Raw genomic sequence first — 12,555 nt, forward strand, 5'->3', positions numbered from 1 at the left:
TGAATACTTTGTAATTAATTGAATAAAAATTAACTTTATCATGAATGTTTAGCAGTACTTTGCTCAAAACGCAGTTTTTTTTCTAACAAAATGATTAAATGTAGGTATTTTTTTATTTTTTAGAATTGAATATTTTTGCAGGAAATTACAAATAAAAGTCTAACCAAAATTAATTGTAGATTAGTAATTATGAAGTACAATCATCTCAGCCATGAACAAAGCATGCAAGTATTTTCTAATATGATATCAAACAAAGTTCATAATGGATTTACTTTAGAAGAAAGAAACGATGAATTGCTTTTTGCAGTTTTATCTAAAGGAGGAAAAGTGGTTAACCACAGTTTAAATTTTATGATTTTCTGTTTAACTCTAGGTTTGTGGTCATTTGCTTGGCTTTATCTCACTTTTGAGGCTTCAAAACAGAAAAAGATTTTAGTAGCTATTGACGAAGATGGTCTTCCTTTTGAGGAAAGATGTTTAGTGGCTTAAGAACATTAAAAAGACAAATAAAATGTAAAGCCATAAATACAAACTAATCAATTGTATTTATGGCTTTGTTATTGAAAAACGTTTATATATTACAATTTGTCTTTTAAATAAATCCCTGTTACAGATTCTTTTACTTTTACAATATCTTCTGGAGTTCCAGATGCTAACAGATGTCCTCCGTTTTCTCCGCCTTCAGGTCCTAAATCAAGTATCCAGTCCGCGCATTTTATTAGATCCAGATTATGTTCGATTACAATTATCGAATGTCCTTTGTCTATTAAAGCATCAAACGAAGCCAAAAGTTTTTTGATGTCATGAAAGTGAAGACCTGTCGTAGGTTCGTCAAAAACAAACAATGCTTTTTCTTTTGTAGCACCTTTTACTAGAAAAGAAGCCAATTTTATACGCTGTGCTTCTCCACCAGAAAGAGTAGAAGAAGATTGTCCTAATTGAACATATCCTAAACCAACATCTTGAAGAGGCTGTAATTTTTGAGTGATTTTGGACTGCTTGTTTTTTTCGAAAAAAGCAATCGCATCATCAATTGTCATGGTAAGAATGTCATTGATATTTTGATTGTCAAAAGTGACTTCTAAAATCTCTTTTTTAAATCGTTTTCCTCCGCAGGTTTCACAAGGCAGTGAAACGTCGGCCATAAAAACCATTTCAACATTTATAGAACCTTCTCCTTTACAAGTTTCGCAGCGTCCTCCGTCGACATTAAAAGAAAAATGTTTGGCCTGATAACCTCTTATTTTTGATAATTTTTCTTTGGCATACAAGTCACGAATATCATCATAAGCTTTGATATACGTTACCGGATTTGATCTCGAACTTCTTCCGATCGGATTTTGATCTACGTATTCAATATGCTTAATCTGAGAAAATGATCCTGAAATCTCAGAAAATTGTCCTGCTTTTTCGGCAGCGCTTTCTAATTTTTTCTGAACGGCAGGAAACAAAATTTTCTTAATCAAAGTACTTTTTCCGCTTCCAGAAACACCTGTAACAACGGTTAAAACATCTAAAGGAAAAGTAACGTCAATATTTTTTAAATTGTTTTCTCGTGCGCCGATGATATCAATATGATTCTTGAATTTTCTTCTTCGTTTAGGTACAGAAATCTCTAAATCGCCATTTAAATATTTTGCAGTTAAAGAATCTGACTGTAAAATTTCGTCATAAGTTCCCTGAGCAACCAATTTTCCTCCAAAAGTTCCAGCCTCAGGACCAATGTCAATAATCATATCGGCCGCTTTCATAATGTCTTCATCATGTTCAACCACAATTACAGTGTTCCCAAGATCACGAAGAGAAAGCAATACTTTGATTAGTCTTTCAGAATCTTTAGGGTGCAGACCAATACTTGGTTCGTCTAGAATATACATCGATCCAACTAAACTGCTTCCTAGAGAGGTTGCCAAATTAATTCGCTGCGATTCCCCTCCAGAAAGAGTTGCAGAATTTCTATTTAGAGTAAGGTAATCTAAACCAACTTCCGATAAAAAAGACAAACGATTATTAATTTCAATCATTAATCGTTTTACAATCTGTTGTTCGTACTGATTTAATTCGATGTTTTTGAAAAAAGAAACTAAATGTTTAATCGGTAAATCCACCAAATCAGAAACTGTTTTTCCGTTGATTTTTACATAAGAGGCTTCTTCGCGCAAGCGTTTGCCTTTACACGCATGACATTTCGTTTTACCACGATAGCGTGATAGCATGACACGATTTTGAATCTTATAATTTTTTTCTTCCAATTCTCTGAAGAAATCATTCAGACCTTGAAAATATTGATTTCCAGTCCAAATTAAATCCTTTTGTTCTTCCGTTAATTGAAAATAAGGTTTATGAATTGGGAAATCAAATTTATAAGCATGTTTTACCAATTCATCTTTATACCAGCTCATGCTTTCACCGCGCCACGGATAAATAGCACTTTCGTAAACTGATAAAGAAGTGTTTGGAACAACTAAATCAGCATCAATTCCAATGATGTTTCCGTAACCTTCACAAACAGGACAAGCCCCATACGGATTGTTGAAACTGAATAAATGGACGTTTGGCTCTAGAAAGGTTATTCCGTCAAGTTCAAAATTATTCGAATACGAAAATCTCTTTTCGCCATTTAGTTCCTGAAGAAAACAAATTCCTTTTCCTTCAAAAAAAGCAGTCTGAACAGCATCGGCTAAGCGATTGTAGAATTCTTCTTCATCCTTAACGACAATACGGTCAATAATAAGAAGAATATCTTTATTGTCAAATTGATGTAAATCTGAAGCAGAAAATTCATCCAAGCGAACCATTTCGTTATCAACCAAAATACGTGCAAAACCTTGCTGTAAAAGTACTTTCAGTTTATCTTCAAGCTGTCTTCCTTCCTCTAAGTGAATGGGAGCAAGTAGCAGCCATCTGCTTTCTAGAGGAAGGCTTTTGACATCAGAAATAACATCTGTAACCGTATTTTTTTTAACTTCTTGTCCAGAAATAGGAGAGTATGTTCGCCCAATTCTAGCAAACAAAAGTTTGATATAATCGTAAATCTCTGTAGAAGTCCCGACAGTCGAACGAGCGTTGGTCGTATTAACTTTTTGCTCAATAGCAATTGCCGGAGCAATACCTTTAATGTATTCTACTTTAGGTTTATCTAAACGACCTAAAAACTGACGAGCATAAGAAGATAAACTTTCTACGTAACGTCTTTGTCCTTCGGCATATAAAGTATCAAAAGCTAAACTTGATTTCCCTGATCCTGAAAGACCTGTAATGACAACCAGTTTATTTCTCGGAATAACGACATCTACATTTTTTAAATTATGTACCTGGGCTCCTTTAATTATAATATTTGATTTTGGATCTATTTTAGAAAGGTCAATTTGCATAAAAAAGTCAATTTTTACAAAAGTAATCAATTTTAGATTGGATTTAGTTAAGGATTTAGTTCCAAATCTTAACTATTTTATCATAATAAAATGCTTTCTAATGAATCTTTTTGCCGCCAGAAAATCTGTTTTTAAAATATGAAAAGATGCACTTTAAAGTCTTTTTTAGAAAATTATCGAGAATTTGTAGATTTATTTCAGGAAAAATTGTAATTTAAATTTCGATTTAGTGTACTGATTTAATTATATATTGTTAATTGTAAGGTATTTACGTTTGTTTTTTAATGCTTTTGCTGAGCTTTTCTTTTATGGATTTTTAGCTCTTTTTACGTAAATATTATGTTTAATATACATTAATAAAAGTTTTACTAATAATAATTAATAATTTTTATTTGCTTTTTAAAAGTAAAATTTGTTAAATTTGGTCACAATATTAACATAACTAAAAAAAGATAACGCCTATATAAAAAAACTACTTTTTAGAAAATACTCCAAATTTTAAAATAAAACTAAAAAAGTAGTTATTATGGCTGATCTGCATACTCCAGACGCTCTATTAGTAAAAAGTTATGTTGACGGTAGCGAAGCTGCACTGGCAACATTAATAAAAAGGCACGAATCTAAGATATATGGTTTTATATATTCTAAGATCGCTGATAGAGATATTTCAAATGATATTTTTCAAGACACATTTATTAAAGTAATCAAAACTTTAAAAAGCAATTCGTATAACGAAGAAGGTAAATTTTTGCCTTGGGTAATGCGTATTTCTCATAACTTAATCGTGGATCATTTTAGAAAAACGAAGAAGATGCCAATGTATAGAGAAACAGAAGAGTTTTCTATCTTCTCTGTTATGTCAGATGATGCGCTTACAATTGAAGGTAAAATGATTGTAGATCAAGTCGAACTTGATTTAAAGAAACTAATCGAAGAACTTCCAGAAGATCAAAAAGAGGTGCTTGTAATGCGTATGTACCAAGATATGAGTTTTAAAGAAATCTCAGAAGTAACAGGCGTAAGCATCAATACAGCGCTTGGAAGAATGCGTTATGCACTGATGAATTTGAGAAAAATAATAGATAAACATCAAATTATTTTAACCAACTAATACTATTTTGATAATTAGCCCGTTATACTAGTATAAAACATTTTGATAGTATGGGGAAAATTTACTCAAAAAAAGCACTAGCTTCTAAAAATCTTAAACCTAAAAAAGAAGTTGTTTCTTTTTTATTGAATTACTCGAAAGCCTTGACTGTTGTTAAGATTGACGATAAAAATTTTGAGATTATAGCTAACTAAACAGCCCACTGCTCCTGTCGGATGTTTATAAAAAACAAACCAAATGGTCGTTTTGGTTTAAGAGCTCACTGTTTGTATATTCTATATGCAAGTAGTGAGTTTTTTTGTTTAAAAAAAAGTATAAGGTTTTACAGCATTTTTCTCTTTAATTTGTTAAAATTTAATATTTTGATTGGATTTTATATGTTTGTTTGATTTTTAATTCTATTTTAGTTAAAAAACTGGTTTTTTATTCGGTAAAAATGCTTTTGTAAAGAGTTATTCGCATTTAAAATTCAGTTTGAGTTAAGAATTAGGAAAACAATACATTAAAAATTAAATATTTAACCCCAAAACAGATTGTTTATGAAGAAAAACTACCCTGCTTTATTTTGTTAAGTTTGATGCCTATTTGATTTTTGAGTGACAATTTGGACCAGCAAATGTTTCTCATAAAATGGTAATAAGGATAATTTTCGAACCAGTTTAATTATCTCTTCTTACTGTACCTCAAAACAAACTAAGAAAATCATTTAATCACCAAAACTTAACCGCAAAATGAAAGAGAACATTAAAGTGTTGTCATGCTTATTGATGATAAGCATTGGCGCATTTGCCCAAAAAGACAAAATTAAGGAAGCACAGTCTTTATTTGATAAGGGAAATAGCCAGGAAGCTTTAGCGATTTTAACTAAAACAGAATATCTTATTCTTAACGCATCTGATGAAGACAAATCTGATTACTACTTTTTAAAAGGTAACGTCTTAAAAGATTTGGCTGTAAAAAATATAGATGCAGCAAATAATTTTACATTAGCATCGCAATCCTATCAAGATGTGTTTTTGTATGAGAACGAATCAGGAAAATTTAAATGGACTGTTAAAGCCAATATGGCTTTAAAAGATATGAAAGCAAGTCTTGTAAATGGTGCAATGGCAGATTTTAAAGCTGGAAACTTCAAAGAAAGTGCAGAAAAAAGCTATAAAGTATATCTGTTTGATAAAAAAGATACCTTAAACTTGTTTAATGCTGCCGCATCGTCTATAAATGCCAAAGATTATAACTCTGCTGTGACCTACTACGAACTTCTAAAAAAGATTAACTATTCTGGAAAAGGAGTTTTGTATTACGCTACAAATAAGAAAACCAAAGAAGAAGATGTTTTCATTTCGCCAAAAGCTAGAGAATCGGCTATACAGCAAGGTTTTTATGAAAAGCCAAGAACAGAATCTGTGCCTTCTAAAAAAATAGAGGTAAATAACAATTTGGCCTATGCATATCTTGAGAAAAAGGATTATTCGAAAGCGGAATCCATTTATAATTATGTTTTAGAATTGGATCCAAATTATGTTGATGCTTATATCAATTTAGCTTATTTGAAATTGCAAATAAAGAAAGATTTAGCGGATGAAATTTCGTCATTGGGAACTTCGCCAGCTGAGATGCAGAAATATGATAAGCTTAATGCGCGAAAAGATGACATAACAAGAAGTGCGATCCCTTATCTGAAAAAAGTGCTTACGCTTGAACCGAAAAATCAAGATGCAACAAAAACATTGCTAGGCGTTTACAGATCGCTTGATATGACAACAGAATATAATGCTTTGAAAGCGGGTATGTAATGAGATAATTAGAAAAATTGATAATTAGATAATTTATAATGCAAGTCTTTAGACCATTGATTAATTACCAAATTGGCACATTAAAAGATTGCAAAGTAATAAAGGTGCAGAGATTTTATCTTTGCACCTTATTTTTTTGATGCTGTTTTTTGTAATTCTTCAATTAGAGATTTCTTTCCGACAGTTCTTGTGATGATATCTTTCTCTAAATTCCATCCGCGGGCAGGAGAATATTCTCGGCCGTACCAAATAATCTGCAAATGCAAGTCGTTCCATAATTCTCTCGGGAATAATCTCTTTGCATCTTTTTCAGTTTGCGCAACATTTTTCCCATTAGATAAATTCCATCGGTACATCAATCTATGAATGTGTGTATCTACAGGAAAAGCAGGGACACCAAAGGCTTGCGACATGACAACACTTGCCGTTTTATGCCCAACGGCAGGTAAAGCTTCAAGCGCTTCAAAACTCTGCGGAACTTCGCCATTATGTTTTTCAATCAGGATCTCAGACAAACCATGAATTCCTTTTGATTTCATTGGAGATAAACCACATGGACGAATAATTTCTTTGATTTCCTCAATAGACATTTTAACCATATCGTACGGATTGTCAGCTTTAGCAAACAAAAGCGGCGTAATCTGATTCACACGAACATCTGTGCATTGAGCAGAAAGTAAAACCGCAATCAAAAGTGTGTAAGGGTCTTTATGGTCAAGTGGTACAGGTATAGTAGGGTAGAGTTCTTTTAAGGTGTCGATAACAAATTGTACGCGAGCTTCTTTATTCATTTCCGTGTTTTTAATGCCGTAAAAATAGTATAATTTTAATGATGTGCCTAATCCAGCTTTCCGTTTCAACTCCTCATTATGCTAGCAACATTTTTAAGTATTTAAAAGAGCTTCCGTTGGTCGCTTTTTAAATGCAAAAAATGTAAGCTATCACAATTCCGGGGTTTTCACTTCAATCTGGGGCAAAAAAGTTATAAATTATAAGTTATGGGTTAAGAGTTGTGAGTTATCTTTGTGTATAAATCTAAAATCAACAATCTAAAATAAAAATATATGACAACATTAAAAGCGGGAGATAAAGCGCCAAACTTTTCGGGAACAGATCAAGACGGAAAAACACATAAACTGGCAGATTATGCTGGTAAAAAATTGGTTGTTTTCTTTTATCCAAAAGCAAGTACGCCAGGGTGTACAGCAGAGGCTTGCGATTTAAGAGATAATTTTCACCGTTTTCAAGCCAATAATTACGAACTTTTAGGAGTAAGTGCTGACAGTGCAAAAGCGCAAGTAAAATTCAAAGAAAAATACGAATTGCCTTTCCCTTTAATTGCTGATGAAGACAAATCGGTTATCAATGCTTTTGGGGTTTGGGGACCAAAGAAATTCATGGGAAGAGAATACGACGGAATTCATAGAACTACTTTTGTAATCGACGAAAAAGGAATTATCGAAGAAGTAATCGAGAATGTAAAAACAAAAGAGCATGCTTCTCAGATTTTGAAATAGTTCTCAGTCGCAGTTTTCAGTCGCAGTAAGAACTGAAAACGGTGACCGAAAACTGTGACTAATAAAAAAAGTCCCGAAAATATTTTCGGGACTTTTTTTATGTATTTTGTTCTAATTCTTTCTGCGGATGATATCCAAAAAGATGATGTTCTTTGATTAATTCTGCAATACCAGACGGAAGCATTGGTTCCCATCCTTTTTTGCCTTGATTGATCATTTTTAAAACTTCTCTAGAGAAAACATCCAAAATATTTGGATCGTAATCTTCAATATCCACTACTTTTCCGTTGAATTTAAAGAATTTGTACAATTCTTTCATTCTAGGATGAACTTTCAAGTTATTTGAGTTCATTAAAGTTCCATCTTCATCTAACATTGGATATAAGAAAACTTTCATATCACGGTAGAATAATTTACCAAAAGCTTCTAAGATTCCTCCGCTTAAGTGGCGATAGTATTTCTCATCAAAAATATCGACAAGGTTGTTTACACCCATTGCCAATCCCATACGGGCTTTGGTATAATTGGCGAAGTATTCTACCACTTTATAATATTCTTGGAAATTCGAAATCATAACCGTTTGTCCAAGCGAACAAAGCAATTCAGCTCTGTCCATAAAGTCGCGTTCGTCAATTTCGCCATCAGAACGTAAATTCGAAAGTGTGATTTCAAAAATAACAAGCGTATTGTTTTTTTCAACCTTATTCTCTTCAAGGAACATTTTTAATGATTTCTCATACATATCCATGTTTACTTTCGTAACAGGACGAAAACTTCCTCTTAAAGCTAAAAGATTCTTTTTGTATAAGATAGCTGCCGGCAGAATGTTTTTTCCTTCTGGGTTAAACATTACGGCATCTGTCATTCCGTTTTTAACCAATTGCAAACTCATCAGACGATTGTCTACATCAGCAAAACGCGGTCCAGAAAAGTTAATGGTATCGATCTCTAATTGATCTTTGTCTAAGTGATCGTATAAGTAACGAAGCAATCGTTTTGGATCGTTGTATTTGTAAAAAGCACCGTAAATTAAGTTAACTCCTAAAATACCAAGTGTTTCTTGTTGTAATCTCGCATCAGTCTCTTTAAAACGAATGTGAAGAATAATTTCGTTATAAGCTTCGTCTGGTTCAATTTGATATCGAATTCCAACCCAGCCGTGACCTTTAAATTGTTTGGCAAAATCTATTGTGGCAACGGTATTGGCGTAACTGAAAAAAAGTTTTGTAGGGTGTTTTTCTCGGCTTAAACGCTCTTCGATGATTTGGCCTTCATGGGTAAGCATTTTTTTTAATCGCTCTTCGGTGACATATCTTCCGTCGCTTTCGGCTCCATAAACAGCGTCACTAAAATCTTTATCATAGGCAGACATGGCTTTTGCAATAGTTCCCGACGAACCTCCCGATCTGAAAAAGTGTCTAACAGTCTCCTGTCCAGCGCCAATTTCAGCAAATGTTCCGTAAATATTTTCGTTTAAATTAATGCGTAACGCTTTGTCTTTTATAGAAGGAATCTGTTCGATGACCTTGTCACCTTTGAGTTTTATTTCTGTACCCATTTTGTTTTAAATAGATTTGTTACAAAGTTAGTAAATTAGCAGTCTAATGAAAGAGAAATAATCTATTTTTGTAAAAAATTAAGTTCAATTGAAGGTTTATTTTTTAGGTACAGGCACTTCTCAAGGCATTCCAATTATCGGAATCGATCATCCAGTTTGTAAAAGCACTGATGCTAAGGATAAAAGGCTTCGTGTGTCCATTTGGATAACATGGGAGGAGCATTCGTATGTGATAGATTGCGGTCCTGATTTCCGACAGCAGATGCTTTCATGCGGGTGCCGAAAGCTCGATGCAATTCTTTTTACCCACGAACATTCTGATCACACTGCTGGTTTAGATGATATTCGTCCGTTTAATTTCAGACAAGGAGAAATTCCGATTTACGGACATAAACGCGTTTTAGATAATCTAAGACGTCGTTTCGATTATGTTTTTGAGACTGTAAATAAATATCCAGGAGCTCCAAGCGTAAAAACGATCGAAGTGCAAAATAATGCATCTTTTGCCGTTGGAAATAAAATGGCAATTCCGATAAACGCTATGCATGGCGATCTTCAGGTTTTTGGGTACAGAATAGAAGATTTTGCTTATTTAACCGATGTAAAAACAATTGAACAAGCTGAAGTTGAGAAGCTGAAAGGAATAAAAGTTCTCGTTGTAAATGCGTTGCGTGTTGAACCTCACGATACTCATTTTAATCTTCAAGAAGCACTTGATTTTATTAATTTGGTTAAGCCTCAAAGAGCTTATTTAACTCATATCAGCCATGTTTTAGGTTTTCATGAGGAAGTGCAGAAACAGCTTCCGGAAAACGTTTTTCTGGCTTACGACAATTTAGAAATTACAATTTAATTATACCACACAATGAAAAAATCTTTAATGCTTTATCTTTTTATTCTTGCCATCTTGATGAATGTTTTTACGTATTCGTTTTATAGTGGAGAAGTAAAATTTGGACAAGAGCGATATGATAAAACCACTAAGAAGTTAAGAGACAGCATTAGTTTGATGAAAAATAAATTGGCAGAAGCTGATTATTTTTCTTTAGAACATAATGAAAATGCGCAAAACTACTTCGATAACAGCGCTTCTGGAGGAAAAGTAATTTTATACGAAAAACTGATTCCGGTTGTGACAGAAAAGTTATTGGACTTTAATTCTAATCCAAAAGGGAATCCTTACACGGGACAAGATCAGATTGGGCCAAACAAATTTATCATTAATAAAGTAAAAATTTTAAACCATAGATGGATCATTGCAGATTACAGTAACGGAGAATTATGGGGAGAAGTCTTGTTAAAATACTTTGTTGATAATGATGATAATATTACCTTTGAAGTAAATCAAACTTGGTTATATCAAAAATAGGATTTTATAATCCTATTTTTTTGACTTTTAAATAAATAGGATTATGAAAAAGATGTTTTTGTTTTTGATTATGGCAAGTGCAATTTCTTGCGGAAAAAAAGTTTCTCAAGAAAATGCAGGCACAACTCCAAAAGAACCTGAAAAGGAAGCTGTCGTTGGAGGAGATTCCGACTCTCATGGATGCAAAGCTTCGGCAGGCTATACTTGGTCGGTTTTGAAAAAAGAATGCATTAGAGTTTTTGAAAACAGCACAAGACTAAATCATGCTGAAGATGGAAAAGCATATTCTACCGTTTCCTATGTAATTTTTGAAGGAAATAAAGCAGAGCTTTTCCTAGATACTCAAAAAGAATCCATCATTTTAGAAAGAAAATCAGAAGGTGATTCTTGGATTAACGGCGATTGGCAGTTAATTCCTTGGAAAGGGTATGTTTTGAAAAAAGGAGAGAAGATTCTTTATACAGGAGAATAAATTTAAATTCCAATTTTTTGAAATTCCAAATTCCAAAGCTGGAATATGAAAAACTTTGTCAAAGTTTCGAACTTTGACAAAGTTCTAACTGAAAACTGAGACTGCGACTGAATACTAAATAATCTCTTTAATAAAGTCTATTAAAATTAATGCAGGATTATCGAGTTTTGAAATACTCATTTTATTACAAAGGATTTAGTGAAAAACTGCGACTTAAAACTGTGACTGAACACTAGTTAATCAACCAATTCTTGAAATCAAAGAAATTCTGTGGAGCAACTCCATGTCCAACAGGATATTCTTTGTAAGTAAGCGGAATATTTAGTTTTTCTAAAGCTGCTGGTGTCTTTCTTGCCCATTCGATTGGAATAACCTGATCTACAGTTCCGTGTGAAGCGAAAAACTTTAAGTTTTTGAAATCATTGTTTTCAAAACCTTCTTTGATTATTTCTTCGTTAAAATAACCGCTCATTGCTACAACTCTCTGAATTTTTTCCGGATAAGAAAGTGCTGTTGCGTAGCTTAAAATAGAACCTTGGCTGAATCCAATTAAAGTAACATCATTGGCATCAATTGGATAATTTGCCACTAATTCATCGATAAATTTAGCAATTAAATCTCTTGAAGTTTTGGCTTGCTCGTTATCCGAAAATTTATTTTGATCGGCGTCAAAATTAATCGCGTACCAAGCGTAAGCGCCATATTGCAAATCGTAAGGCGCTCTTGCGGAAATGATGTAATAATTATCTGGAAGTTCAGAAGCAAAAGAAAATAAATCGGCTTCGTTGCTGCCGTATCCGTGCAATAAAAGCAATAAAGGATTTTTATCTAAAATTACTTTTGGTTCTCTGATTTTATATTCTAAGGATAGATTCATTTTTTAATTATGAATTGTAAGTTGTGAATTGTAAGTTGTGAATTGTAAATTTTTAGTCTCAGTCTCAGTCGCGGTTTTCAATTCTTAACTTTGACAAAAGTTTTGACGTTTTTAGTTTAGAATTTGGTGCTTAAAAATTGGAAATTTAAAAATTAACCAATTTTTTTAAACCATTTTTGAAATAAATTTCCAACTAAAGGAATAGGTCTCATTTGTCCTTGAATGGCGTTAAAAATACCGAAAGTCCATAAAATTGAAATGCAGATCCACATTGGGAAAGTAATGAAGAAACTATCGAAATTACTAATGATTGCACCCAAAGAAATAAAGGTTAAAGATAATCCTAAAGATTGGCGGATATGAAAGGAAGCAAAACTATTTTTGTTCTCAGAATTCATGCTCATGGCGATTAAAACACCAATAATTAGAATATAGCTAGTTATAGCAATTGATTTTCCTTCTTCGACTGAATTATTCATTT

At 32.8% G+C, this 12,555-nt stretch carries 12 protein-coding genes; 7 read left to right on the forward strand and 5 right to left on the reverse strand.

All coding sequences use genetic code 11. The features are described from left to right. Nucleotides 1-240: 240 nt before the first annotated feature. Complete coding sequence (locus GR162_RS12210; RefSeq protein WP_236940403.1) at nt 241-489, forward strand: hypothetical protein; 249 nt, start codon at nt 241-243, stop codon at nt 487-489. A gap of 89 nt (nt 490-578) precedes the next feature. Here GR162_RS12210 and uvrA read toward each other — a convergent pair whose 3' ends face one another. Next, entirely contained in the window at nt 579-3,374 is a 2,796-nt protein-coding gene (gene uvrA / locus GR162_RS12215; RefSeq protein WP_160782396.1) for an excinuclease ABC subunit UvrA, read from the reverse strand. A 526-nt stretch (nt 3,375-3,900) separates the two neighbouring features. Here uvrA and GR162_RS12220 point away from each other — a divergent pair. After that, a complete protein-coding gene (locus GR162_RS12220; protein WP_160782397.1) occupies nt 3,901-4,485 on the forward strand; it encodes an RNA polymerase sigma factor in 585 nt (194 codons plus the stop codon). Between the two features lie 731 nt (nt 4,486-5,216). Beyond that, nucleotides 5,217-6,281, forward strand: a complete 1,065-nt coding sequence (locus tag GR162_RS12225) for a lipopolysaccharide assembly protein LapB (protein WP_160782398.1) — start codon at nt 5,217-5,219, stop codon at nt 6,279-6,281. Nucleotides 6,282-6,409: 128 nt separating this feature from the next. Here GR162_RS12225 and nth read toward each other — a convergent pair whose 3' ends face one another. Then, the gene (nth, locus tag GR162_RS12230; RefSeq protein WP_008462535.1) at nt 6,410-7,072 is read right to left on the reverse strand and encodes an endonuclease III; all 663 of its coding nucleotides are present in this window, start codon (nt 7,070-7,072) and stop codon (nt 6,410-6,412) included. A gap of 273 nt (nt 7,073-7,345) precedes the next feature. Here nth and bcp point away from each other — a divergent pair, with 273 nt between their 5' ends. Continuing rightward, nucleotides 7,346-7,798, forward strand: a complete 453-nt coding sequence (gene bcp, locus GR162_RS12235) for a thioredoxin-dependent thiol peroxidase (protein ID WP_160782399.1) — start codon at nt 7,346-7,348, stop codon at nt 7,796-7,798. Nucleotides 7,799-7,895: 97 nt separating this feature from the next. Here the strand turns inward: bcp and GR162_RS12240 are convergent, their stop codons facing one another. Further along, nucleotides 7,896-9,356 carry a TonB-dependent receptor gene (locus tag GR162_RS12240; protein WP_008462537.1) on the reverse strand — a complete coding sequence of 487 codons (1,461 nt, stop codon included), beginning with the start codon at nt 9,354-9,356 and terminating at the stop codon, nt 7,896-7,898. 88 nt (nt 9,357-9,444) lie between these two features. On the opposite strand from GR162_RS12240, the gene GR162_RS12245 reads away from it, so the two are divergent. From GR162_RS12245 to GR162_RS12255, 3 genes are read left to right on the forward strand one after another with little or no spacing between them, the layout of a single operon-like run. Continuing rightward, the gene (locus GR162_RS12245; RefSeq protein ID WP_160782400.1) at nt 9,445-10,209 is read left to right on the forward strand and encodes an MBL fold metallo-hydrolase; all 765 of its coding nucleotides are present in this window, start codon (nt 9,445-9,447) and stop codon (nt 10,207-10,209) included. A gap of 12 nt (nt 10,210-10,221) precedes the next feature. Further along, nucleotides 10,222-10,725 (forward strand): hypothetical protein, encoded by a 504-nt coding sequence (locus GR162_RS12250; RefSeq protein ID WP_035690590.1) that lies wholly within the window; start codon nt 10,222-10,224, stop codon nt 10,723-10,725. A gap of 43 nt (nt 10,726-10,768) precedes the next feature. Then, complete coding sequence (locus GR162_RS12255; protein ID WP_237421358.1) at nt 10,769-11,197, forward strand: hypothetical protein; 429 nt, start codon at nt 10,769-10,771, stop codon at nt 11,195-11,197. Nucleotides 11,198-11,429: 232 nt separating this feature from the next. Here the strand turns inward: GR162_RS12255 and GR162_RS12260 are convergent, their stop codons facing one another. Both GR162_RS12260 and GR162_RS12265 read right to left on the reverse strand, forming a co-directional pair. Then, the gene (locus tag GR162_RS12260) at nt 11,430-12,074 is read right to left on the reverse strand and encodes an alpha/beta hydrolase (RefSeq protein WP_160782401.1); all 645 of its coding nucleotides are present in this window, start codon (nt 12,072-12,074) and stop codon (nt 11,430-11,432) included. A 152-nt stretch (nt 12,075-12,226) separates the two neighbouring features. Continuing rightward, nucleotides 12,227-12,553: a hypothetical protein gene (locus GR162_RS12265; RefSeq protein ID WP_091130500.1), complete on the reverse strand. Its 327-nt coding sequence runs from the start codon at nt 12,551-12,553 to the stop codon at nt 12,227-12,229. Nucleotides 12,554-12,555 lie beyond the last annotated feature (2 nt).

Origin of the sequence: Flavobacterium sp. HBTb2-11-1 (assembly GCF_009826975.1) — a bacterium.
Classification (GTDB): Bacteria; Bacteroidota; Bacteroidia; order Flavobacteriales; family Flavobacteriaceae; genus Flavobacterium.

Coding starts and splice junctions, on each gene's coding strand:
- GR162_RS12210 (WP_236940403.1), top strand. CDS start 241: ATGATATCAAACAAAGTTCATAATGGATTTACTTTAGAAGAAAGAAAC.
- uvrA (WP_160782396.1), bottom strand. CDS start 3,374: ATGCAAATTGACCTTTCTAAAATAGATCCAAAATCAAATATTATAATT.
- GR162_RS12220 (WP_160782397.1), top strand. CDS start 3,901: ATGGCTGATCTGCATACTCCAGACGCTCTATTAGTAAAAAGTTATGTT.
- GR162_RS12225 (WP_160782398.1), top strand. CDS start 5,217: ATGAAAGAGAACATTAAAGTGTTGTCATGCTTATTGATGATAAGCATT.
- nth (WP_008462535.1), bottom strand. CDS start 7,072: ATGAATAAAGAAGCTCGCGTACAATTTGTTATCGACACCTTAAAAGAA.
- bcp (WP_160782399.1), top strand. CDS start 7,346: ATGACAACATTAAAAGCGGGAGATAAAGCGCCAAACTTTTCGGGAACA.
- GR162_RS12240 (WP_008462537.1), bottom strand. CDS start 9,356: ATGGGTACAGAAATAAAACTCAAAGGTGACAAGGTCATCGAACAGATT.
- GR162_RS12250 (WP_035690590.1), top strand. CDS start 10,222: ATGAAAAAATCTTTAATGCTTTATCTTTTTATTCTTGCCATCTTGATG.
- GR162_RS12255 (WP_237421358.1), top strand. CDS start 10,769: ATGAAAAAGATGTTTTTGTTTTTGATTATGGCAAGTGCAATTTCTTGC.
- GR162_RS12260 (WP_160782401.1), bottom strand. CDS start 12,074: ATGAATCTATCCTTAGAATATAAAATCAGAGAACCAAAAGTAATTTTA.
- GR162_RS12265 (WP_091130500.1), bottom strand. CDS start 12,553: ATGAATAATTCAGTCGAAGAAGGAAAATCAATTGCTATAACTAGCTAT.